31 protein-coding genes are annotated in these 21,086 nt (G+C 34.5%); 28 read left to right on the forward strand and 3 right to left on the reverse strand.

The genetic code is table 11. The annotated features are described in order from the left end of the window. Nucleotide 1: 1 nt before the first annotated feature. Nucleotides 2-316: a helix-turn-helix domain-containing protein gene (locus tag EG346_RS15600; RefSeq protein ID WP_123879864.1), complete on the reverse strand. Its 315-nt coding sequence runs from the start codon at nt 314-316 to the stop codon at nt 2-4. Between the two features lie 100 nt (nt 317-416). Here EG346_RS15600 and EG346_RS15605 point away from each other — a divergent pair, with 100 nt between their 5' ends. The 23 genes from EG346_RS15605 to EG346_RS15710 all read left to right on the forward strand — a co-directional run bounded on the left by EG346_RS15605 (nt 417) and on the right by EG346_RS15710 (nt 16,899). Then, nucleotides 417-641 carry a hypothetical protein gene (locus EG346_RS15605; RefSeq protein WP_123879866.1) on the forward strand — a complete coding sequence of 75 codons (225 nt, stop codon included), beginning with the start codon at nt 417-419 and terminating at the stop codon, nt 639-641. 6 nt (nt 642-647) lie between these two features. Next, the gene (locus EG346_RS15610; protein WP_123879868.1) at nt 648-1,205 is read left to right on the forward strand and encodes a response regulator transcription factor; all 558 of its coding nucleotides are present in this window, start codon (nt 648-650) and stop codon (nt 1,203-1,205) included. 39 nt (nt 1,206-1,244) lie between these two features. Continuing rightward, nucleotides 1,245-1,445, forward strand: a complete 201-nt coding sequence (locus EG346_RS15615) for a hypothetical protein (RefSeq protein ID WP_123879870.1) — start codon at nt 1,245-1,247, stop codon at nt 1,443-1,445. An 89-nt stretch (nt 1,446-1,534) separates the two neighbouring features. Next, complete coding sequence (locus EG346_RS15620) at nt 1,535-2,089, forward strand: hypothetical protein (RefSeq protein WP_123879872.1); 555 nt, start codon at nt 1,535-1,537, stop codon at nt 2,087-2,089. 3 nt (nt 2,090-2,092) lie between these two features. Further along, nucleotides 2,093-2,326, forward strand: a complete 234-nt coding sequence (locus EG346_RS15625) for a hypothetical protein (RefSeq protein ID WP_123879874.1) — start codon at nt 2,093-2,095, stop codon at nt 2,324-2,326. Between the two features lie 2 nt (nt 2,327-2,328). Beyond that, nucleotides 2,329-2,631: a hypothetical protein gene (locus tag EG346_RS15630; protein ID WP_123879876.1), complete on the forward strand. Its 303-nt coding sequence runs from the start codon at nt 2,329-2,331 to the stop codon at nt 2,629-2,631. Between the two features lie 124 nt (nt 2,632-2,755). After that, nucleotides 2,756-2,878, forward strand: coding sequence for a hypothetical protein (locus EG346_RS25375; RefSeq protein WP_262511552.1), 123 nt, complete (start codon nt 2,756-2,758; stop codon nt 2,876-2,878). A gap of 168 nt (nt 2,879-3,046) precedes the next feature. Further along, nucleotides 3,047-3,319 (forward strand): hypothetical protein, encoded by a 273-nt coding sequence (locus EG346_RS15635; RefSeq protein ID WP_123879878.1) that lies wholly within the window; start codon nt 3,047-3,049, stop codon nt 3,317-3,319. 22 nt (nt 3,320-3,341) lie between these two features. Then, nucleotides 3,342-6,377, forward strand: coding sequence for a primase-helicase family protein (locus EG346_RS15640; RefSeq protein ID WP_123879880.1), 3,036 nt, complete (start codon nt 3,342-3,344; stop codon nt 6,375-6,377). A 9-nt stretch (nt 6,378-6,386) separates the two neighbouring features. Next, nucleotides 6,387-6,734: a hypothetical protein gene (locus EG346_RS15645; protein WP_123879882.1), complete on the forward strand. Its 348-nt coding sequence runs from the start codon at nt 6,387-6,389 to the stop codon at nt 6,732-6,734. A gap of 30 nt (nt 6,735-6,764) precedes the next feature. Further along, on the forward strand, nt 6,765-8,609 hold the full coding sequence (locus EG346_RS15650) for a DNA cytosine methyltransferase (RefSeq protein ID WP_228429341.1): 1,845 nt from the start codon (nt 6,765-6,767) through the stop codon (nt 8,607-8,609). Then, nucleotides 8,609-9,448, forward strand: coding sequence for a phosphoadenosine phosphosulfate reductase (locus EG346_RS15655; RefSeq protein ID WP_123879884.1), 840 nt, complete (start codon nt 8,609-8,611; stop codon nt 9,446-9,448). Before EG346_RS15650 ends, EG346_RS15655 begins: the two co-directional genes overlap by 1 nt. A 28-nt stretch (nt 9,449-9,476) precedes the next feature. Next, a complete protein-coding gene (locus EG346_RS15660; protein WP_123879886.1) occupies nt 9,477-10,247 on the forward strand; it encodes a DNA adenine methylase in 771 nt (256 codons plus the stop codon). Nucleotide 10,248: 1 nt separating this feature from the next. Further along, nucleotides 10,249-10,437, forward strand: a complete 189-nt coding sequence (locus EG346_RS15665; RefSeq protein WP_123879888.1) for a helix-turn-helix domain-containing protein — start codon at nt 10,249-10,251, stop codon at nt 10,435-10,437. A gap of 85 nt (nt 10,438-10,522) precedes the next feature. Then, nucleotides 10,523-10,945: a hypothetical protein gene (locus EG346_RS15670; protein ID WP_123879890.1), complete on the forward strand. Its 423-nt coding sequence runs from the start codon at nt 10,523-10,525 to the stop codon at nt 10,943-10,945. Between the two features lie 61 nt (nt 10,946-11,006). Beyond that, a complete protein-coding gene (locus EG346_RS15675) occupies nt 11,007-11,474 on the forward strand; it encodes a hypothetical protein (protein ID WP_123879892.1) in 468 nt (155 codons plus the stop codon). Nucleotides 11,475-11,485: 11 nt separating this feature from the next. Continuing rightward, on the forward strand, nt 11,486-11,707 hold the full coding sequence (locus EG346_RS15680) for a hypothetical protein (protein WP_123879894.1): 222 nt from the start codon (nt 11,486-11,488) through the stop codon (nt 11,705-11,707). A gap of 142 nt (nt 11,708-11,849) precedes the next feature. Next, entirely contained in the window at nt 11,850-12,182 is a 333-nt protein-coding gene (locus tag EG346_RS15685) for a hypothetical protein (RefSeq protein ID WP_123879896.1), read from the forward strand. Between the two features lie 134 nt (nt 12,183-12,316). Beyond that, complete coding sequence (locus EG346_RS15690; protein WP_123879898.1) at nt 12,317-12,541, forward strand: hypothetical protein; 225 nt, start codon at nt 12,317-12,319, stop codon at nt 12,539-12,541. 474 nt (nt 12,542-13,015) lie between these two features. Next, nucleotides 13,016-13,414 (forward strand): hypothetical protein, encoded by a 399-nt coding sequence (locus EG346_RS15695; protein ID WP_123879900.1) that lies wholly within the window; start codon nt 13,016-13,018, stop codon nt 13,412-13,414. 1 nt (nt 13,415) lies between these two features. Then, nucleotides 13,416-13,967 (forward strand): hypothetical protein, encoded by a 552-nt coding sequence (locus tag EG346_RS15700; protein WP_123879902.1) that lies wholly within the window; start codon nt 13,416-13,418, stop codon nt 13,965-13,967. A 39-nt stretch (nt 13,968-14,006) separates the two neighbouring features. After that, the gene (locus EG346_RS15705) at nt 14,007-14,672 is read left to right on the forward strand and encodes a hypothetical protein (RefSeq protein WP_123879905.1); all 666 of its coding nucleotides are present in this window, start codon (nt 14,007-14,009) and stop codon (nt 14,670-14,672) included. A 10-nt stretch (nt 14,673-14,682) separates the two neighbouring features. Then, nucleotides 14,683-16,899 (forward strand): hypothetical protein, encoded by a 2,217-nt coding sequence (locus EG346_RS15710; protein WP_123879907.1) that lies wholly within the window; start codon nt 14,683-14,685, stop codon nt 16,897-16,899. On the opposite strand, the gene EG346_RS15715 is transcribed toward EG346_RS15710, so the two are convergent. After that, nucleotides 16,880-17,533, reverse strand: a complete 654-nt coding sequence (locus EG346_RS15715) for a hypothetical protein (protein WP_123879909.1) — start codon at nt 17,531-17,533, stop codon at nt 16,880-16,882. The genes EG346_RS15710 and EG346_RS15715 overlap by 20 nt on opposite strands. Nucleotides 17,534-17,631: 98 nt before the next feature. On the opposite strand from EG346_RS15715, the gene EG346_RS15720 reads away from it, so the two are divergent. The 3 genes from EG346_RS15720 to EG346_RS15730 all read left to right on the forward strand — a co-directional run bounded on the left by EG346_RS15720 (nt 17,632) and on the right by EG346_RS15730 (nt 19,423). Continuing rightward, the gene (locus tag EG346_RS15720) at nt 17,632-18,180 is read left to right on the forward strand and encodes a phage holin family protein (RefSeq protein WP_123879911.1); all 549 of its coding nucleotides are present in this window, start codon (nt 17,632-17,634) and stop codon (nt 18,178-18,180) included. Next, the gene (locus EG346_RS15725) at nt 18,143-18,715 is read left to right on the forward strand and encodes a hypothetical protein (protein ID WP_123879913.1); all 573 of its coding nucleotides are present in this window, start codon (nt 18,143-18,145) and stop codon (nt 18,713-18,715) included. The genes EG346_RS15720 and EG346_RS15725 overlap by 38 nt, the downstream gene beginning before the upstream one ends. 111 nt (nt 18,716-18,826) lie before the next feature. Next, nucleotides 18,827-19,423: an N-acetylmuramidase family protein gene (locus EG346_RS15730; RefSeq protein ID WP_123879915.1), complete on the forward strand. Its 597-nt coding sequence runs from the start codon at nt 18,827-18,829 to the stop codon at nt 19,421-19,423. A gap of 26 nt (nt 19,424-19,449) precedes the next feature. Here EG346_RS15730 and EG346_RS15735 read toward each other — a convergent pair whose 3' ends face one another. Then, nucleotides 19,450-19,644 (reverse strand): hypothetical protein, encoded by a 195-nt coding sequence (locus EG346_RS15735; RefSeq protein WP_123879917.1) that lies wholly within the window; start codon nt 19,642-19,644, stop codon nt 19,450-19,452. A 254-nt stretch (nt 19,645-19,898) separates the two neighbouring features. Here EG346_RS15735 and EG346_RS15740 point away from each other — a divergent pair, with 254 nt between their 5' ends. Together EG346_RS15740 and EG346_RS15745 are read left to right on the forward strand one after the other, a co-directional pair. Further along, complete coding sequence (locus tag EG346_RS15740) at nt 19,899-20,168, forward strand: hypothetical protein (RefSeq protein ID WP_123879919.1); 270 nt, start codon at nt 19,899-19,901, stop codon at nt 20,166-20,168. A gap of 94 nt (nt 20,169-20,262) precedes the next feature. Beyond that, entirely contained in the window at nt 20,263-21,084 is an 822-nt protein-coding gene (locus EG346_RS15745; RefSeq protein ID WP_123879921.1) for a Clp protease/crotonase-like domain-containing protein, read from the forward strand. Nucleotides 21,085-21,086 lie beyond the last annotated feature (2 nt).

Consider the following 21,086-nt stretch of genomic DNA (forward strand, 5'->3'; position numbering starts at 1 on the left):
GTCAAATCTTCGTTTTATTTAATATTTTTTTAATCTCTTTAAGACTTTTTTCCAATTCTTTTATCCTTTCTGAGTCCGGATTCTTCGGACCTTCTTCGTTCAGAAAATCCACATCAACATTTTTATTGACAAGTGCATTAAGATCTATTTCGGGGCAGTTTTCATTCAATGCTTCGAAGAAATCTTGTGAAAATCTGTTTCTACCATTCAACATTGCAGACAATGTTACCCTGTTTATATCTAATTTTTCCGCTAAATCTTTTACTTGAAGATCATTTATTCTGAGATAGTGGTAAATTTTCTCACTGATTGTCATATAGTTATGTTTTTTTATCAAAAATAAATACGTTACCTATTGCATCGTAAGATATAATAAGTAACTTTGTCACAATAAGTAACGAAGTGTCACAAAAGTAATGAAAAGTAACAAGGTAAAAAAAATTGATTCCAATATTGCTGAATCCTTTGAAATCATCGATGATTACTTGCCGAAACGTTATGTTTCGAAGGTTTTAGAATTAGTTCCCGATGCAACGGAATCTATAATTAGACAGGTGAAGTCACGTAAATCAGGTGATTTGAAAATCATTGCAGCGCTTCTTAAAGTTGCAGAAGACAGTAAATCAATTTTAAAAAAATAATTATAAATGACTTCAACAAGGTTATATCCAGGGATGCGTGACGGCTCCTTAGAAATCTTCTATATCAAAGAAGAAAATAGGCTCATGGCGATCAAAGGTGGTCGGGTCTTGGGCTACGAAGAACTTCCTCCGGAAGACACAAAATTTTTAGATCATATTATTGATTCTGAACATGCAACAAAAGAGATACTTGAAGAGTGGTTTCCTTCACGCATAGAGCAAAAAAGAAAGTTAGCGGAGTGCCGCTTTGGAGGCTTGAATTTCACTCCCGATTACATGAATGGAACACATGCTCCAGATTCTTTTGATTGTCCTTTAAAAGATAATTGCAAGGGGTTTGGGAAAGTGTGTAAGAATATTGAATACAAGGGTTTTCCTTTAGCTCCGTTCGATGAAAAAGCAATAAGTCTTTTGATATCAGCTAAAAAAAACACTGTAATAGCTGAAGAACTAAAAATCCCATTAGGTTCTTTCGAGGTATACAGAACAAAATTATATAATTCACTTAGAATTTCAACGAAACAAGAACTGGCCAGCGTAGCGTTTATTTTGGGCTTGATCTAATTATTAACCTCCCCCGTTTCGGCGGGGTTTTTACAAAATATGATAACGAAAAAAGTTACAATAAAGCTTGATGAGCGCGGAACAATACAACAAATCCGTGAGATAGAAAGCGAAGATGAACTATATGCGTTTTCAAGAAAATTGAGAATGTATTTTGAAGCTGGATTTATCATTATTTCCCATGATGTCCGAGAAGCAATGAATGACAAATTAGATAAAATATATAGAAATTTTCAGTAGCTCATATTTAATTGAGTTTCATGGTTATTAGTTTTTACCCGGCCGGCATTGGCTGGCTGGGTTTTTATCAACAATTAAAAAATTACTTTATGAAAAAGCATTTAATAATTCACGGAGATACTTTATCAGGTAAAAGTCTATTTATAGATATACTGTTTAGTGGAAATGAAAATATTTGGAGAGTAAATTGTCGGAGTATAACGGTAATGGAAGATCAGTTCTTATTTGATTTTCCAGGAGAATTTGTTCCGGAAATTATACATTTTACTGATGTTAATATAAATATTCCGTTAGATTTTTTTTATAATTATTTGGGTCAAATAGTTGTTAACAGGAGATTTAGAGAACTTTTTGTAATGGATACACCAATATTAGTAATAGAATATTCGGAAGAGTTTAAAAATATTCCTGAAGATGGCTCTTTTGTAAGAAGATTTGATGTGATTAATACTAATACAATTCCTTATAAAGAACTTATTCAATACTTAAATCATAATAAAAATACAGGCTTTAAGTGTAGTGTTTGTGGGTGGAATAATTGCCATTGTCTGAATTGTGGAAGTCAAAGGAAGTCCTCAGCTTGGTTTAATAAGGATCTGTGTTTTGACTGTGCTTCAATCACTTCAGAAAATACTACACAATAGATTATGAACTCAAAACTAAAAAGCTTTGTGCTATCATTTATCCCAACGGTAGACCCGGTTGTTACTGTAGGAGATTTTATGAAAAATAATAGAACGGGAATGTCTTGGTATTCTATTAAAATGGAAGAGAACCATGAGAAGTGGAAAAAATGTAATTGTGGTAATGAAGAAGATCTTCGACAGACATGGCATTGTTCCTCGTGTGGGGCCGTCCTTTTTACTCCAAAACAAAAATAATAATGAAAAAATATTTAGTGTACGCCATCAGAGACTTTGGTGCCAAAAATAAGCTTGAAAAAAGTATTATGGATTTACTAACCCTAAACAATCGGATGTTGGTAGAGCAAAAAGATCTTGAAACTTTTAAAAAAAATATTATCGCTCAAATTAATTTTCTCAATCAAGAAAATAAAAGGTGTGCTCCAAAGAATGTTTCCTGGTGTAAAAAAGGAACTAAGCACAAGGATTTTAGTCTATCCGGTATTGCATGCATTTCATTTAATTTATATGAAATCAAGAAAACGTACGAAATAGAAAGTTAAACCTAAAAAAATAAAATATGGATAATAATACTTTAATCAAAGCCAACAATTTAAATACAAACACGGAGATAATGATGAATTTGCTTTCGATCGAACGCCTCAAATTATTTTAAATGTTGATGATATGGATGGTGGTAGAGAAGATATTCCTTTACCGATGATCTTAAGCGAAGCTCTTATCGTTTTATTGAAGTCTGAAATTGAGAAGAATTTATTAGAAGCAAAAAAACAATTTGAAGAAATATAATTATGTCAAGTAAAAAACATCGAAAAAGACTTAAGAAAATCCATCAATTTAAGTCTGCATTTAATAAGGGATTTGGCTCTGCAATGGGTTTCGTACGTGCGATTAAAGAATTAGCAAAGGCAATCGAAGCTGCTAGATTTAATACTGAACAATTTAATAAAATGTACCATGAATATAGACGCTATCAAATCAGGAACAGAAGAACACTACAAATCAGAAGGTTTAGAGGATCAATTTAAAGAAAAGATTAATAATCTAAAATCTGATATTGTCCGGGATTATGAAAAATGGAAGGGCGGAAATCCTCTTAAGAATTTCTCAGATTTCAGAAGCGAATCAATCGAAGAAATGAAAGCAGGAATGCAATTTTTAAATGAAATCCTTTATGTAGGAGTTTTTCTCAATGCACTGGATGCCATAGTTCCAGAAAAAGATTTATAGAAACTAATAACAAGAGTTACGTATGTCATCATTTCCAATTAATCAGGAACAGATTTTCGAAGCAACAAACGGAGGCTGGGATTTAATCGAAAGATTTCTTCCGGAAGCTAATATCAATAAACACTTTAGAATAAGAAAGGAAGGTACAGAAAGTGCCAATGTTTCTAAGAATAATGGGATCTACTTTGTGAAAGATTGGGGAGATCCCGGAGGCTTCTTTTCTCAATCAAAGCATGGTATTCATATTTATTCTCAGTATACAGGAAAAACTTATTTTGAAAGTCTTCTTGCATTGGGAGAGGAGCTTAATCTTATTGATAAAACCAAAACAAGAGTTAAAAATATCGTCAAATGTAAGTTCACTGAGTATGATGGTGTTGAACTTAACAGCGATGGTTTTGCATATGTTACTAAAGAATTTACGCCATATGAGCTTGAAATTTTGGGCCCGCTTGTAACTGCTGACATCTGTAAAAAATACAGACTCTTCTCTTTGGAATCTTACAGTTGGATTAAAAAAGTTGAAAACACACAAAAAGAGTTCTGTGAGGTAATCACGGTTACCAGTTCTGAAACATATCCGATTTTAGCTTTTATTATTTCGGAGGGCGGTGGTAAACCTAAAGTATCGCTAAGAGGACCAAAAAAAGATGTAATGGTTGAGCCCGCAGATCCTTCCCGGGAATGGTTGAAGATTTACCAGCCAAAATCTGCCGATAAAAAATATAGGTTTTCATATTTAGGAAAGAAGCCGAAGCAACATATTTTCGGTTTAGATATCCTAAAAAGTATGACGGTCGAAAAAGAAGATGTACTTGATGATGATGGTCATGCCACAGGTGAAGTTAAAGATAAAATCACCAAGCTAAAGAAATTGATTATTTGCTCTGGAGATAGAGATTCAATCAATATGGCTTCAACGGGTAAGGCTGATGCTGTTGTTTGGTTTAATTCAGAGACTGCAGATATTACAGAGTCAGATATAGGATTATTATTTAAACACTCACATGATGTAATAAACGTTCCGGATCTTGATCCTACGGGGATCGAAGCCGGAAAGAAAATAGCCTTGGAACATATGGACGTAAAGACTGCATGGCTTCCGGAAGAAATAACAAAACGTAAAGATTTTCGTGGAAATGCATTAAAGGACTTTACTGACTTTATGAAAATAAACAGCAGCTTTGATGATGATCTTCAGCTGGAATTAAAAAGGAAAGTAGAGCGTTTCTTAGAACTTGCAAGACCGGGAAAATTCTGGAGCGGCAGCTATAACAAGAGTCGAAATACCATGGACTATAAAATAAATTATAAAAATGCCTTCAATTTTTTAAAGCTCAATGGCTTCTCCAGGATAAAAGATGAAAACCGGAAAGATGGATTTTATTTTGTGAAGCAAGACAAGCATATTTTAAAGGAAGTATCCGCTCAGGAGATTAAAGATTTCTTCAATAGTTTCCTTGACGAAAAGCAGAAAGAAAAAGGTTTAGCCCTGTATCCAGACGATTTGTTAAATATGTTAATTGGTTCTGAAGCCGTTTCCGATAAAAAGCTTGTCAATCTTGAAACAAAAGATTTTGATTTTACTGATCACACTTCCAAAAGTCAATATCTGTTTTTTGATAAATTCATCTGGGAGGTTACCGCCGATAAAGTAGAGGAGATTAATAAAGGCTACAGCCGTTATGTCATGGAGGGCGATATACTCAATAATATTATAAAAAAGCAGACAAGGCATACGCTTCAAAGCCGGGCGATTAAAATTGAAGCGCATTACATTGATAGCGATGGGAAACTAAATAGAGGCAATCCTTTTTTTGACATTAAAAAAGATCAAAATAATAATTGGGATGTAAACATTTATCGGAAAGATTGCGACTTTATGAATTATCTGATCAATGCTAGCCGCGTTTATTGGAAGGAAGAAGTTCAGAACTTGCCGCCATCAAAAAGAGAAGAATATTTCAAAGAAAACAATTTTGTCCTGGACAAGTACAAACTCGAAGGTTCTGATGTTGGTCTAGATGATGATCAGGTTTACGAGCAAGAGGTACATTTCGCCAATAAGGTTTATGCATTTGGGTATTTACTCCACCGTTTCAAAGATCCTTCAAAAGCCTGGTGTACTTACGTTATGGATAATGAAGTTGTTGATGATAATGAATCGCACGGTAGAACTGGTAAGTCTTTACTTTTTAATAATGGAATCCGGCTCTTTATGAACTCAAAATATATGGGAGCTAGAAAGAAAAATTTACTTGAAAGCGATTTCCTATATGACGGAATAACCGAACAGACCGACTACGTTCTTTTTGATGATGCTGATAAGAAATTTCAGTTTAACCAATTGTTTACCGACATCACAGGAGATCTTAATGTCAATCCGAAAAACCAAAATGCGTACCTGATTCCATTCCATCAATCTCCAAAGTTTTGCATTACGACAAATTATGCTCCATTTGGTCTGGATTCATCTACAATGGAAAGGATTCTGTTTGTTTCATACTCAGATTGGTATCACGGGGCGAAAGAAGATATGGAAGCGAGGTCTCCTTTGAATGATTTTCAAAATAGATTTTTCACCGAGTGGGATGATAAGCAATGGAATCTCTTTTTAAATTTTTCCGTTCAGTGTCTGCAGTTCTATCTGTCTACAAAAGATAAGGTTGGGGCCCCACAAGGAAATATCAAAAAGAGAAATCTCATTACTGAAATGGGTCCTGTATTCCTGGAATGGGCAGAAGGGTATTTTGTTGACGAAAAACTCAACAGTGAGGTTAATAAAAAAGAAGCATTTAAAAACTTGATAGATTATAATCCTTCAGTAAAAAATATTTCAGCAACATTATTTAAGAATAAGCTTAAACAATTCTGTGAACTGAAAGGATACATTTTAAATCCTGCTGATAAATTAACAACCTCAGATGGTAGAATCATGAGAAGTTTTAACGGAGTATCTACTGAATATATCTACTTAGCTTTTCTTGAGGGACCTTTCGGAGTCGGTGAAACTCATGACACAAAAGATAGTGATCGTGATAATGATTACCCTTATTAAAATAAAATAATGGAAACAAAATTTGCACAATGGCCGCCTTTCAGATCCGATTTACGGAAGCAGTTCGGATATCTGAGTTTTAATTGTACGCTGATCAATTTAGACATTATTGGAATAAAACTCCTTAAGTCCGGCGAGGTAGTGGCAATAACCTACAGGGGAGCCCGAAAAACAGGTTTTATTTACGAAGGCGGCAAGTTGACGGATCAACAAGTTTTCAGAGCTTTTACCGATGTCCCTTTGGATTATAATGAACTTGAAAAATATGAGAAGGAATACCTTGGAAGGATTGAAATACTGGCTCCTCCAAAAGATAATTATGTCTTTGTGAATGAGCAGGAAATAATGAAAAAATAGAATTTATTAATGTAAAAATGTAATACTGTAATGAAAAACAAATTTATAAATCTTGGATCTCTCGCAATAAGCCTTCTATATGTAGATCTATTCTGTGGAGCTGGCGGAACTTCTACCGGGGTTGAAACCGCAAAGATCCACGGAGAAAAATGTGCAAAGGTTATTGCATGTGTTAATCACGATGCGAATGCAATAGCCTCACACGCTGAAAATCATCCAGAATCACTTCACTTCACAGAAGATATCAGAACATTGGAATTAGGCCCGCTGGTTGAGTACGTGGGAGAAATGAAAAGGCAATACCCTTTTGGAAAGCTTGTACTTTGGGCTTCATTAGAGTGTACGAATCATTCTAAAGCTAAAGGAGGAATGTCTCGTGATGCGGATAGCAGAACTCTTGCAGATCATCTGTTTAGATATATTGATGCTTTAGATCCGGATTCTGTACAGATAGAAAATGTTGAAGAGTTTTTAATCTGGGGGCCGTTGATGGAAAAAATAATTCATAAAAAAGACACTACCTACTGTCCTTTAGCTATAAATAAAAAAGTTTCGTATAGGCTTATGCCCGTTTTTACTGATTTTTTCAATCCAGACTATCCTACTGAACCTAAGGTTATAACCAAAAAAAAGACGTCATATTGCCCTCTTAAAAAGGTTAAAATAGAAGATGTTAGTCTTCTTCCTACGTGGGTGCCTATTAAAGAAAGAAAGGCTGAATTTTATAATGCTTGGATTAAAAAAGTAAAAGATTGTGGCTATAATTATGATTATAAACTTTTAAATGCGGCTGACTTCGGATCGTACACTTCCCGAAAAAGATACTTTGCTCAATTTAATAAGCCAGGATTTCCTACATTATGGCCTAACCAGACTCATGCTAAAAATCCTTCAGCAGATTTGTTTGGCAAAAAGCTTGAAAAATGGAAAGCCGTAAAAGACTTATTGGATTTTGAAGATGAAGGGAAAACTATTTTTGACAGAAAAAAGGATTTAGTTGAAGCAACATTAGAAAGATTCTACGAAGGATTAATAAAGTTTGTTGCTGGCGGGAAAAATAAATTTTTAGCTCAATATAATTCTGGAAATGCTAAGCATAGAGTGAGTAGTATTGATGAAATATGTAATACTATAACCACAAATAACAGATTTTCACTCGTTCAGCCAAAATTTCTTACAGCATATTACGGAAATGGCTTTGTTTCATCTATAGAAAAACCTTGCCCGACGGTTACAACCGGAGATAGGTTTAATATTGTAAGGACAAGTTTTATAGATCAGCAATTTGGTAAAAGTAAACCAGCTTCCATCAATACAGTTCTGGGAGCGGTGACCACAAATCCGAAGTATTCAAAGGTTAACGTGGAGTGGGTAATGAATACTAATTTTAAAAATATTGGCAGCAGTATAAACGATCCCTCTCCAACAATTACCGCAAATAGGAAATGGCATTATCTGGTAGATGCACAATATTCTCGTATAGGAAACAGTATTGAAAAGCCGTGTTTTACTCTTATTGCGAGAATGGACAAAACTCCACCATATTTGATTGAAATTAATCAGAATAATAATGATCTTCCTTCTTTTATTAGAATCATTGGTGACACGGTTGTTTATGAAATCTATGAAGACGATTCTCCAATGATGAAAAAAATTAAAGAGTTTATGGCTTTGTATGGATTGAAGGATATTAAAATGCGTATGCTGAAGATACAGGAGCTTAAAGAAATCATGGGATTCCCGAAAGATTATGTATTGATTGGAACTCAGGCAGACCAGAAAAAATTCATCGGAAATGCCGTGGAAGTAACAATGGCAAGGAAGATTTGTGAAGCCACCGCAAAACGTTTGTTTGAACATCGAAAAGCAGCATAATGAAAAAATTATTAGTTACTGTTTCAGGCGGAAGAAGTTCAGCATTTATGGCAAGGCATATCCAGACTTTCGAAAAATACAAGGATTTTGAAAAGGTATATGTGTTTTGTAATACGGGAATGGAGCGTCCAGAAACAATTCAATTTCTAAAAGACATTGTTCATCACTGGAATATTCCCTTGAATATAATTGAGGCAGTGTTTGGGATGGTTCCTGGTGTCGGTATATCTCACAAAGTTGTAGATTTTGAAACGATGGATATGCACGGGAAAGTTTTTTCTCAATCAATAGCCTACATGAATAAAATAAATTGGCATGGTGTTCCCAATTCCGCAATCCCCTACTGTAGTAAATATTTAAAAACTGAACCCTCTCACCATTTTGCAAAGGCAATTTTCGGAAAAGAAAAATTTATAAAAGCAATTGGTTTCAGGGCTGAAGATATGCCTAAAAGGATCAGCTGGCCAGAAATAGCAGAAGAGGAATTCAGAATATTTCCAAATCTAACAGATTTTGAAAACCCGATCACTCAATTTGATTTGAACTTATTTTTTGACAATGAGCCTTTCAAATTGAAATTACATTCAAAGATTGGTAATTGCAGGTTTTGTTGGAAGAGGGATAATAAATTAACCGCGGATATTATCAGGATGCAATTTGAAGGTGATCAGTACTTTGTTGACTGGCATAGAAATGAAGAAGCCAAATTTGGGAATACATTCTTCCGAGATGAACTCACAATTGATGATCTGGTTAAAATGGCACAAAGACCATTTGTGGGACAAATAAACTTTGAAGAATATCAAGATGATGATTTTAAATGCATCTGCAATTTTTAATAAATATGAACATCAAAAAGCTGCATAAATGATATTAACAAGATTAGGTAATAAAAGAAGGATGAGTAAAGAATTAATCAGTCATTTTCCGGAGCACAGAATGCGAATAGAATTATTCTTTGGTGCTGGAGGTAGTTTTTTTTATCTGCCAAAAGCCAAATATACTATTGTAAACGATTTAGATGATGATGTGACAAACCTTTACATGGTTGTTCAAAATCATCTAAATGAATTCAGAGAGCAAATAAGAATAGTTCCATTGACTGAAAGCTTAATGAAGCACTGGAGGATAAACAAAGAAATAGATCCTATAAAAAAAGCTTTGAGGTTTATCTTTCTTTCGAATTTTTCATACATGGGGAAAGGTGATACTTTACGATTAGGGTTAGATAATGCAAAACAATCTGTATTAAAAAATCTCGATAAAACATTTCTTCTTCTCCAAGATGTTAAAATAATGAATCGAGATTTTAGAGAAGTTTTACCTGCTATTAGTTTTAGTAAAGGCTTAAATGACAGAGAGAAATGTTTTGTTTATTTAGACCCTATTTACCACGATACTGAACATTATTACAGTGTGCCAAAATGGAGTGAAAAAGATTCGATTGATTGTCTGGATTTGATGGTTGATTGTGGTATAAGATCAGCGATGTCGGAATTCGATAGTGACTTTATAATTGAAGAAGCTCAAGCCAGAAATCTAAATATAATTCCTTTGAAAAGTAGGGCAAATATTAAAAATAGAAGGACCGAAATATTAATAACAAATTATAATAGTCAACAGCTTTTTACTGTATAATATGGGAAAAGAATTTATCACCCGGATAATCGAATCTTCGGGTAAAACGAAGACACAATTTGCCAATGAAATTGGAGTGAATAAATATACCGTAGACAAATGGCTTGCCGGTATTTACAGACCAGATGCTGCCAATCAGGAAAGCATTAGGCTAAAATTTAAAAGAGAAATTGCGAAACTCTATAAATAATTCCCAGAAGATAAAAGGACAAAAACCTTAATAACGGAATGCCGATGCCGTTTCTCAAGTAGGCGAAAAATAAAAACTTTTTTTTATGAAAAAATTATTAATGATCAGTGCTTTTGCACTGGCACTGGCAACGTCTTGCCAAAATGAAAGTTCAAATGATGATTTTGTAAACACTCCTATAGGAAATGTTGAAACTACATCAAAAAAACCTTTAAAATATGTTTCACAGTCCGAAGTATATGACAAAGGGGTTAGATTGGTAGAAGAAAAAGGCGGATATGCAGAGATAGTAGCGAATACTATTTTGCATCCTGAAACATCCAGGAGGGCTAGCGTGCAGTGTTCTTTTAATGATCAAGAAAATGGAACCATCGTTGTTTTGACTCAGGTTTCCGGAGACGGACAAGGGTCGACTTATTGGATATCTTACGTCCATTCAGACGGCTCAATAAGCACATATCCTAATCCTGGATATTCTTGTTCGACATTTTCAGGATGGTATCCGTAATTAATCCCGGCCCTTCGGGGCCATATTATAATCTTTTTAAATCAAAAATGTAATCTTAATTATGACAAAACTAGATGACCTACAAAAGAAATATCCAAAATATTCTGTTGAATCTTGGGTTACTGATTATGGTATTTATGATCATGAAGCTAAAGAATTTATCGGCGTTCCGATTAATAGCTTTTTTGAAGCCGAAAGAACATTGCTATGGTTTCTTACATATCTTGATGAAAAGCTAAATAAAGAATTTAACAATATTCAAGGTTCTATTTTCCTTGATTGGGCACAGCAATATTTTAATGAAAAGACTCTCAATGCAGAAGTTTCTAAAATTTCGATGATGGAAAATTTGTGGAGCTATAACCCATTAATGAACTATTTAAGTTCAATTAATTTCAAAACTAAACTAAAATGGTTTTGTGAATTAAAAGGATATCATTTTGAGCCTAAAGAAAGAATTATCCGGAACATTTCCGGGAAAACAACTGAAATGATTTTAGTACAATCGGTCAAATCAACATTAAATTAAAATTATAATCAATGGCACTATTTACCAAAATAAACAAAACTACCATCAACTCAATATTATTAGAAATTAAAATTATTGAAAAATTCATTCAACCTGTTAGTGAAGGTAGTAAAGAAGCTGTAAGAATAAAAATGATTGGGGATGACCAAAAAGAATATTCTTTGGTTTTTTATGAGGAGGATCTTCAAAAATGTAAAGCCAAATTGCCAGAAAATCAAAAATTACATTTTTAGTATGAAATTTAAAATAACTTAAAAAATAAATCATGGAAGAATTTGAAGAAATGGAAATGCCAACACCTTGCATTCATTGCGGTGAAATATTTGATTTAAACGAGAAATAAACCAAATATTTTAAATTAATAATAACTACAATATGAGCGACAATAAACCATTATCATTTTACGGTCAAATAGATTATACCGAATTAAGAGAAGCCTTAAAAACAGGCAAAGTGAAGGCCACCTGGGTTGAATTTAAGAACAAAGGAAAACGCCTGATGGTTGATATCAATGTCTGGGTAAAAGAAGAGGCTGATCAGTATCAGCACAACGCTTCAATCCAGGTGCAGAATAAAGAAGAGTTCCAAAGTGACAACAAGGCATTCATTGGTAATCTTAAATATAAAAAGCCAAAGGCTGTAGAAGCTTCTCCGGAATCAGTTTCGGATGCAGTAGGCAGTGATGAAGATGACGATCTTCCGTATTAATTTTAAATTGTCTGAGAATTCTCCCGGTGATATCTATATCACCGGGATTTTCAACGGCGGAAAAAAAGTAATTTTTTAGGCTTAATTACGGAAAGCCTTACCAACCAAAACCAAATACGATTTAAATTAGCAACATGAAAACCTTTAAGATAAAAACACAGAATCATTTAATATTGGGAATAATCGGGGCGTTGAAGACCTGCTCAACTGGACAGGGAATACGGATCATGTATGATCTAAAAATTAACCGTGGAAATTACGATACTCAAATTGAATTCGTAAGAAAAGACGGGAAAGATATTAATGCTGTTGACTTCTTTATGTTAGGGTATATCGTAGGTAGGGATTATAATAACTAAATATAAAATCTGTAAAGTTTCTCTTTTCTTAGAATTCTCCCGGTGATGTTTACATCACCGGGATTTTTTTTAAGCGATTTTCAGGGGTTTAAGTTACATTTCCGAAATCCCTGCTAAAACAATGGGGACGGGCCGCCTTTCAATCCTCCCCACACCCCACCATAAAATTTATTTATTTTTGTAATATTGTAATAAAGAACCAAAAACCCCTAATTGTAAGGGCTTACAGTATATTTTATTTTTTGTAATACTTAATTAGTAATTACAAAAAAATTGTAATAAAAATGAGTATTACAAAACTCTTACAAATCCGATTTCGGGGTATTACAGGTCTTGTTAAAATTCAAATAACTGATAATCATTTAGTTATTACAAAATTACAGACTTACAAAAAAAAATCAATCTTTTAGTATTTTATCGTGTTATTTATAGTATCAAATGATATTTATAGTATCTTTGTGAAAAGACTAATAGATGAAGTCAGAACGTTTATATATCAGTAAGTTATATCTTATTTCTGCTGCTGACCTGTACGATGGAATTCAGGATGAGGAAATTATTTTTAAAACTCAAAATCTAGAACCAATTTACTTTACTCCCGGTACATGCTCTTATACTTGGGATCGCAAAAACACGTCTTCCGGATATTACTATATTAATGAAATAGTCTACTCGGAGCCGGGGCTTGGTGATCAGAATTCAATTGCAGAATTAAATAAGGCAAAAGCTCTTGTCGGAATCACTCAGAATGGAAGAAAAATAGTCATGTATAGAAATGATTATTTTAATAATCTTAAAATGGTTCCAGAGGTTGATTCTACAACGGACCGCACACGTATAAAATTTTCACTTTCCAGTTTGGATGTATTATAGAATGATAAGACTTCGCCCGATAGAAATTCCTGGTTACTTAATTCCTTTTATTTTGAAGGAATGTGACGGTATTTCAATTCTCAAAGATGGCGGAGAATATAAGCAAATTCTAATAGAGCCTAAGAGTGTTCTGGGACAATTCCTATACGCAAGGCTTAAAGATGAAAAACCGATCCGGGAATTTTGTCTGACAATCTATGCAAATACTGAAGGAAAAAAGAAAGTTTTTTCTACAGAAATAATAAATTTTTACAATGCAGCCGAATTCTCAATTGACTTGTCTTTTGACGATTTGGAATGTTTTTATAAATTCATTGATTCTTACTTCCGGACTTATTTTTGTTTCTTTATAAAAGGCTATTGTAAGGGCAATGTTTACAAAAGTAAGATTAAAAAGGCTATAGATGAGTTTTGTGATATGTATGATCTTTATGAGTATGGTTATTCACAGAACCAAATGCGAATATTATATTATCGGTATACAAATAATGGAGTTCTGTCGCTATTCCAAAATAATAATAAATTGAATTACGGCTTTTTTGGTGTAACATAATAATCTCTCTCTGAATTGGACTTTTGTAAAAAAAATTGAATGTCTAATTTCAGATTGAACGCGCGAAAACCGAAAAACAGTGCGGGGCTTCCGACGCCAAAAGGAGAGCTTTATCTTCTTTACATACAGGATATTATTTCGCTGCCTCCGGTAGCTGAAAAAGGAGTTCTATGTACTGGAGATATTCATTTAAAAAATGGACGAAGATTTCACATACTTTATCTCACTCCCAGCACTCAAAAAAGAAATATAAAATCTGACGGTGATGTTGATTCCAGAGGATTCAAAAAGAAAGTCTCCGGGAACTTTCCGGGGGATGATCTGGAAATCCACCAATTCGTTAAAAATAACATTAACCAGGGTTTTGTCATAATTATGAATTCTTATGACAAAACGTACCATCGCATTTACGGAAGCATTGAAAATCCTTTGTATTTCACCGGAGATTTTAATGATGATGATTCTGGAAAAGGGTATGAGTTAACATTTGAGCAAAATTTTGCGGACGAAAATCCACTTCTTTTTTACAACGGAACCATTGTACTTGATGAATCTGCAATTGAAGATCCAGATGTGGACTTTGATGGTCTATTTGCGAGGCGAGACGGCAGTAATTTAAATGATGATGAAGTTGATCAGTGGGCGCAATTGTTAGAAACAAAATTTATAAAAGCAGATTTTTTCCCAATTAATAACCAATGGTAATTTTATTTTTATGACAAATTTTTTAATTCCTATTACTGTAAATCAGCTGCCGCAAATTGCTGAACTCGATGGAAAACAAGGGATGTTTATTCTCCCCGATGGTTCGATAAATATCAATAAGAAAGATGGAACCTGGATGACGATCAATAAAAAATCAGACCACGCTGGAATATTATCCCCGTCCGATAGTATTTCTGTAGAGCCGGGTTTTGCGAAATGGTATTGGGCTGGTCCTGGAACATATGCTAATGCTGGAAACTTTGTTTTTGAAAAGTTTGGTGTTTTATCGTATAACGGATCTCATTGGCAGGGGCTTGAAGTGGAAATGCCTGAAGTTTCTGTTGCCGATGAATTCAAAATAGAAAATAATGAAGATGCTCAGGGCGCTCAGCAAATCAATAATTGGCTAATTAACAAAGTGGAAGGGGGTGAAGCAGGAGGATCTTCGACAGCAACCGAAGAAATTGGCAGCTTTGACAAGATCATAGGGGTTAATTCGGTCGGGAATGATTCAGACTCGTTAAATTATGTCTTTCCTGGGGTTACTCCTGATTTCGTTAAGTGTAAAACAAATGACAATATTGCCGATTCTATTCAGTCAGCAAGGATCGTGAAAACTGGACACGTGAACCTAGCCTCTTCTGGTCTATTTAAGTTTTGTATTGGCACTTTTGACGGAACTATTTTTCATACATCATGGATCTCTGAGGCTTTACAGGGTCTTGTTGGATGGAATGCCTTTACGTTAGAAAAAAAGCTTTTGCCAGGGCAAATTATTGGAGTAACTGGCATTACAACCCCTTCCGGGCCAACAGCCAGTATTCGATTTGCTTCAAATGGGGGGGCATCTGCTAATAAGTTGGTGCAGTATAGCACGGTAGTGGGTAATACGGATATATTTAATCCGGGATCTTATTACAGCCTTTATTTCGATCTTTACAATATTGATTATGTGGAATCGAGTACCGGAGAATTCAATCTCAAAAAAAGTGCATCAAAAATAGTTAACGATTTTGCAGCAAATAATTATAAGAGTTCTTTTTTTAAAAATCAAGGAGCCACAGTAGCTAACGCGGAGACCAATCAAAGCGCGGGATATGCTGTTGTGAAGTTGGGAAACTCAGTCAACCATTTTCTTGAAAAAATAGAAGTACGGGCTCAAACCGCTGGATCTTACAATATAGTTATAGGCTTTATTGATCAATGGAATAAGCTGATTGAAAAAAAAGTATTATCTGTTAACCTTAACGCAGGTATTAATACGTTAAATATCAATGATATTTTTGAAAAAGATGATGTTATCGGATTCAAGTTACCATCTAAATTTCCAGTCAACAATGCTGTGGGTTCATCTGCTAATCTTTTCGTTTCAGCAGATTATGGAAGCTCTCTTGCTCCGGTGCCTGGCAGTACTTTACCTATTAAGTTGTTTTTAAGTGAGTATATAAAATCTAACATTGCTACAAAATCAGAAGTTATTTCTGTAAAAAATGACTTGAGCGCAGTTGAAAACCAATTCATGAAGGATGGGAAAAAGGTGAAATTGATTTTCCAAAATGATGGGACGGTGAAATTTGAATATTCTTTAGGGTATTCAAGGACTTTATTCATGGGTAATTCAATAACCCTTAGTGTTCCTGATACTGGTCCAAATCCGGGTTGGTGGGGTACTTGGGGTATGTCCGCCTCAGAAAAGAACAAGGACTATTGTCACATATATCTGGCAAAAATGAAAGACTTAAATCCGGCAGCAACGGTTAATCCGGTTAATATTTCTTTATGGGAATATGTAGTTTCTACAGCCACAGGATCTAGTTACACATTTGATTATTCGACACTTGATGTGCATTTTACGAATGCTCCGGAAGTCATTTTCTTAAAAATTGGCGAAAATGTATCATGGAACCAGTATTTTAAAAACAGATTCAGAGATTTGATGGAATACATTATTCTAAAGAATCCAACAGCAATAATCAAGGTATGCGGGGTATTTTGGGCTAATTCAAGCATAGATTCGGATATGTCAGCTATTGCGGCCGAAAAAGGAAAACAATTTATCCCGTTAAGTCAATTGGATGTGCCAGGCAGTAGGTCATTTATTGGAGCTGTTGTGAAAGGCGATGACGGACAGAATCACACGGTGAATCTCGGAGGAGTAGCAGCTCATCCAGGTGATTCCGGAATGGCGACAATGGGGAATGCATGTTTTAATTCTTTGGGATTATAGCCGCAAATATCGCATGGGAAATATTCTGCATTCCAGTATTGCCCGGGTGAGCCGATATCCCATCAACCTTCCATTTTGATATGTCATTTCGGTTTTTATCAGAATGTGCTTGGTTGATGGGATTATTTGAAATTTTAGAAATATCAATGAAATAAGAGCTTGATTTTAAAGCAATCTCTTTTGATGTATTAAAATTTAGCGCACTCATGAAAAATGGAGAAATAACAAATTTGGTTTTAAATTTCTTTAAAAAAGTTATTGAGCTTTCTTTAAAGGCATTAGAACCTTCAACAGAAGTATTATCTCCCAATTGGTAAATTAAAATATTGGGATTAAAATTTTCTACCATTTTAAACTTGGAAAATTTTTCTGGGTTTCTCTCAAATAAAGACCAATTGGAACACCTGAGGATAATGTTTTTTTTAGGATAGTAGTTTTTTATGTTATTAAATAATAGGTGTACATAATCCTGATCAGAAGTAGCTGCTGCCATTCCTGATTTATGATCCCAACCTATATCAGAGGCTACACCGTGAGAGGTTATTGAATTTCCGACAATGAAAATTTTTAAAGTATCAAGTGAATCAACAGTATATAGCAATTCTTCGTATTTAGGCATTTCTACATTATTCATTGCAGAAAGTTGATCATGTTTACTACAGCTAAAAAGACATAGAGAAAGTAAAAATAGATAGTTTTTCATATGTGCGAATATAATAATTAAAAAAAACAATGATAAAAGAATTCATAATAAAAAATCTCCTTTCCATTCACTCTGGCGGAGTGGGTGGAAAGATTTGGGCCTCACTTCAGATCGCTGCAGTTCCGGCTGTCGGATTTACCATATCTGAAAGATTGTTCGGCTGGTATATAGAATCATACGTATTCATCTGGATGCTGGGATTCGCTTTAATAGCAGATCTTATAATAGGTATTTGGAAGCATATGAAAACCGGATCTTTTTCACCTAAAATGATGATCATGGGGTTTTGTCAAAAAATAGGGCTTGTAATTCTTGTTTACTTTTTGACTGAAGCATTCATTCAGATCATTTCAGACGCAGATCTTGATAGTGTATACTTCAAAGTGGCAACCAAGTTAATGATCTTTATTTATCCTGCCGGAAATGCGCTTGTAAATGTAGGTATCATTACTAACGGGAAATTTCCTCCATTGGGGTTTTTAACCAAGTTTGAAAAATTCAACAAGACTTTAGATGTAAACGTATTTAAGCAAAAAGACGATGAAAACAAAGATACTGATAATACTCCTGCTGAGTAGTTTTATTCTGAGCTGCAGGAGCAAGCAGAAAACCTCTTTCTATAGCAAAGAGGGCAGAACATATATTGAACGAGCGAAATTCGATTCACTGAAAGAAACCGCTGTCAAAGAATCCACTAAAAAAGTTACAGACAATTCTGTAAAACAGCAGAAGGAAGATTTTTCCGGAGATATTATCATAAGGGGCAAAAGCGACACATTAAATCCGCTGATCTTTCATAACGTAGTTTCCGGAGATACACTTCAAAGCATTTTGATCCGTGGTAAGGCTGACTACTATATATCCAATCACTACAAGAAGTCGTCCGAAGACAAGAAGGAAACTATCAAAGAGGAGAATTTAAATGTAATCCAACAAACAGCCCGGGATCTTGTATCAAAAAAAACAATAAAAGATGTAGCGTCCAAAGTTGAAGAGGGAACTAAGAAAATTAAGTCTACAGGTTTTCAGGCCGGCTGGCTAATTCTCATTGGCGCCCTTGGGGTTGTGTCGATCATCATATTCGGAATCTATAAATATTTAAAACGAAAATAATGGAATCACTTGGAATCGTAATAATGTTGGTTGGTACTAATGCCGGACTTTTGGCAATTGTTTATGAACTAAAGGAAATAAGAAAATCACTAAATAGTAAAAACAGAAAAAATGAAAACACTAACTGAACAAGACTACATAAATGCAGCTAAAGAATTAGGCTGCGAGGTTGCCGCAATAAAAGCCGTTGCTGAAGTTGAGAGCCGCGGATCCGGATTTCTTTCTTCTGGGGAACCGAAGATACTATTTGAGCGTCACCGGTTTTACAAATACACCAACGGGAAATACTATAATAAAAAAGAAGTTATTGACGGCAAGGAGATTGTTAACACTTCAAACAATGATATTTGCAATAAAACTCCCGGAGGCTACGGAAAAGAATCTGATCAACATTTAAAACTAAAAACAGCGTCAGCATTAAATCGGGATGCTGCTTTGATGTCTTGCTCGTGGGGTCGATTCCAGGTGATGGGAGATAACTGGCAAAAACTCGGTTACAAAACTCTGCAAGAATTCATAAACAAAATGTACGATTCAGAAGGTGGCCATCTGGATGCATTTGTCAGATACATTAAAGCTTTTGGACTTCAAGGGCACCTCCGGAATAAAAGTTGGGCAGCATTTGCGAAAGGGTACAACGGGCCCGGATATAAAGCGAATAATTATGATGTGAAAATGCAAGCAGCTTACAATAAGTATTCAAAATAAAAGCCTCAATTAAGAGGCTTTTATTTTTACTTAAACTGTTTTTCAATTTCTTCGAGATGTTCTTCTGTTGCCTCAGGGTTATTTTTAATAAACTTCTCTTTGTGCTCTTTCATTTTGTTATCAAAAATAATTTTTTGACCACTATTTAAAGAGCTGATTACTGCTTCAATTTTGCTATTTAAAGCATTTACGGAAATCGCTAGAGATAAATTATCATTCATATTTGAAATCCCACATTTGAGTGGTTACTCAAATTTACGAAACGGGAACTGATTTTCGCTCACGGTGTAATTAAGTATTATCAAAATGAAGTCAAATATTGAGTTTTCAGGGTTATTAGTTTTATCCTCGGCTACGGTCGGGGATTTTAACTTACATACCGTTGAGGCTTGATAAATTCTGGAAAAATTAATTTTGATATAAAAAGTATCGATTTATATTTTGTTAATGTTCGTATTTGTATCAATTTTGATGTATGAAATTGAGAGGTACCATAGTAGAAGAAACCAGTCCAAATTCGAATTCTATGATAATTCGTTTTAAGGATGACGAAAATAGACAGCACTTTGAAGTGAAATGTTCTTTCAATCCCCATGATCATCGTTTCCGGAAATGGGACACTATTGATATGGTCATTAAATGGGAAAGTGAAGTTTTTACAGATCCTAAAACCGGAGATAAATCCTATTTCACATATCTCACCTGCAATAAAGCTGTTGAATTTAATTCTCCGTATATCAAATAGGAAAAAAAATTACGGAAACCCGTAAAAAATAATTCTACAATTTAGACTTTTTAATGTAACAAACTTATTTTGTCCTCTAAGGTAGTTTTGCGATATGAAAATATTATCGGAAATAACTGGAGGTACGTGGCTATTTAAGATAGACGCTCCTGAGCAGCTGAAGACTTTGGTCAATACTGTTTTGGCCGGTGGCAGAATCAACGAAGAAACGCCAGAACTTTCGACCTTTTTAGGTGAAAAGCAATTTGACGAATCTACTGGAGAAACTAAGCTGATTAATAAAGTTGCTTACATTCCTATGGTTGGAACAATGACCAAGTATTCCGGAATGTGCATCAATGGAGCAGATAGAATTTGCGCTGAAGCGATGAAGGCTCAAAATGATCCTGATTGTATCGGTACTATTTTTCATATTGATGGCTATGGCGGCAATGGTGACGCTATTCCTTTATTCCAGGATATTGCCCCAAAATTAACAAAACCCCGCATCAATCTAATTGACAAAGCTTTATCAGCTCATTATTGGGTAGCTATACTCTTGGGGCAGTATAATATGCTTTCAAATGATCTTACCGCAGAAGTGGGTTCAGTTGGTGCGCAATATTCGTGGGAAAAATCTACTAACGAAATAATCATAGTTCGTCCTCCGGAATCTCAAGAGAAAAATCAAGATTTTATTGATGCTTTAGCCGGTGACTATTCAGCATTAGAAAAAAAGCTATCACCTCTCGCTAAAAAATTTCAAAGTTCTGTAATGGAGTCCAGACCCGGAGTAAAGATTGAACACTTGCAAGGGGCTACTTACTACGCAGATGAAGCAATCAAATTTAAACTTGCCGATTCGGTCGGGACAATTAATGATGCTTACAAGTGGCTTTTAGCAAAATCAGAAATACAAAAATTAAAGTCTAAATAAAT

It is taken from the genome of Chryseobacterium carnipullorum (genome assembly GCF_003815695.1).
Lineage (GTDB): Bacteria > Bacteroidota > Bacteroidia > Flavobacteriales > Weeksellaceae > Chryseobacterium > Chryseobacterium carnipullorum.

Bases quoted from the DNA above. Each gene is read 5' to 3' on its own strand.
- EG346_RS15645 (WP_123879882.1), top strand. From the start codon at position 6,387: ATGGAAACAAAATTTGCACAATGGCCGCCTTTCAGATCCGATTTACGG.
- EG346_RS15695 (WP_123879900.1), top strand. From the start codon at position 13,016: ATGAAGTCAGAACGTTTATATATCAGTAAGTTATATCTTATTTCTGCT.
- EG346_RS15655 (WP_123879884.1), top strand. From the start codon at position 8,609: ATGAAAAAATTATTAGTTACTGTTTCAGGCGGAAGAAGTTCAGCATTT.
- EG346_RS15745 (WP_123879921.1), top strand. From the start codon at position 20,263: ATGAAAATATTATCGGAAATAACTGGAGGTACGTGGCTATTTAAGATA.
- EG346_RS15615 (WP_123879870.1), top strand. From the start codon at position 1,245: ATGATAACGAAAAAAGTTACAATAAAGCTTGATGAGCGCGGAACAATA.
- EG346_RS15650 (WP_228429341.1), top strand. From the start codon at position 6,765: ATGAAAAACAAATTTATAAATCTTGGATCTCTCGCAATAAGCCTTCTA.
- EG346_RS15710 (WP_123879907.1), top strand. From the start codon at position 14,683: ATGACAAATTTTTTAATTCCTATTACTGTAAATCAGCTGCCGCAAATT.
- EG346_RS15630 (WP_123879876.1), top strand. From the start codon at position 2,329: ATGAAAAAATATTTAGTGTACGCCATCAGAGACTTTGGTGCCAAAAAT.
- EG346_RS15605 (WP_123879866.1), top strand. From the start codon at position 417: ATGAAAAGTAACAAGGTAAAAAAAATTGATTCCAATATTGCTGAATCC.
- EG346_RS15625 (WP_123879874.1), top strand. From the start codon at position 2,093: ATGAACTCAAAACTAAAAAGCTTTGTGCTATCATTTATCCCAACGGTA.
- EG346_RS15620 (WP_123879872.1), top strand. From the start codon at position 1,535: ATGAAAAAGCATTTAATAATTCACGGAGATACTTTATCAGGTAAAAGT.
- EG346_RS15705 (WP_123879905.1), top strand. From the start codon at position 14,007: ATGTCTAATTTCAGATTGAACGCGCGAAAACCGAAAAACAGTGCGGGG.
- EG346_RS15640 (WP_123879880.1), top strand. From the start codon at position 3,342: ATGTCATCATTTCCAATTAATCAGGAACAGATTTTCGAAGCAACAAAC.
- EG346_RS15735 (WP_123879917.1), bottom strand. From the start codon at position 19,644: ATGAATGATAATTTATCTCTAGCGATTTCCGTAAATGCTTTAAATAGC.
- EG346_RS15610 (WP_123879868.1), top strand. From the start codon at position 648: ATGACTTCAACAAGGTTATATCCAGGGATGCGTGACGGCTCCTTAGAA.
- EG346_RS25375 (WP_262511552.1), top strand. From the start codon at position 2,756: ATGGATGGTGGTAGAGAAGATATTCCTTTACCGATGATCTTAAGCGAA.
- EG346_RS15730 (WP_123879915.1), top strand. From the start codon at position 18,827: ATGAAAACACTAACTGAACAAGACTACATAAATGCAGCTAAAGAATTA.
- EG346_RS15690 (WP_123879898.1), top strand. From the start codon at position 12,317: ATGAAAACCTTTAAGATAAAAACACAGAATCATTTAATATTGGGAATA.
- EG346_RS15675 (WP_123879892.1), top strand. From the start codon at position 11,007: ATGACAAAACTAGATGACCTACAAAAGAAATATCCAAAATATTCTGTT.
- EG346_RS15740 (WP_123879919.1), top strand. From the start codon at position 19,899: ATGAAATTGAGAGGTACCATAGTAGAAGAAACCAGTCCAAATTCGAAT.
- EG346_RS15665 (WP_123879888.1), top strand. From the start codon at position 10,249: ATGGGAAAAGAATTTATCACCCGGATAATCGAATCTTCGGGTAAAACG.
- EG346_RS15685 (WP_123879896.1), top strand. From the start codon at position 11,850: ATGAGCGACAATAAACCATTATCATTTTACGGTCAAATAGATTATACC.
- EG346_RS15680 (WP_123879894.1), top strand. From the start codon at position 11,486: ATGGCACTATTTACCAAAATAAACAAAACTACCATCAACTCAATATTA.
- EG346_RS15660 (WP_123879886.1), top strand. From the start codon at position 9,477: ATGATATTAACAAGATTAGGTAATAAAAGAAGGATGAGTAAAGAATTA.
- EG346_RS15725 (WP_123879913.1), top strand. From the start codon at position 18,143: ATGAAAACAAAGATACTGATAATACTCCTGCTGAGTAGTTTTATTCTG.
- EG346_RS15720 (WP_123879911.1), top strand. From the start codon at position 17,632: ATGATAAAAGAATTCATAATAAAAAATCTCCTTTCCATTCACTCTGGC.
- EG346_RS15715 (WP_123879909.1), bottom strand. From the start codon at position 17,533: ATGAATAATGTAGAAATGCCTAAATACGAAGAATTGCTATATACTGTT.
- EG346_RS15670 (WP_123879890.1), top strand. From the start codon at position 10,523: ATGAAAAAATTATTAATGATCAGTGCTTTTGCACTGGCACTGGCAACG.
- EG346_RS15700 (WP_123879902.1), top strand. From the start codon at position 13,416: ATGATAAGACTTCGCCCGATAGAAATTCCTGGTTACTTAATTCCTTTT.
- EG346_RS15600 (WP_123879864.1), bottom strand. From the start codon at position 316: ATGACAATCAGTGAGAAAATTTACCACTATCTCAGAATAAATGATCTT.
- EG346_RS15635 (WP_123879878.1), top strand. From the start codon at position 3,047: ATGAATATAGACGCTATCAAATCAGGAACAGAAGAACACTACAAATCA.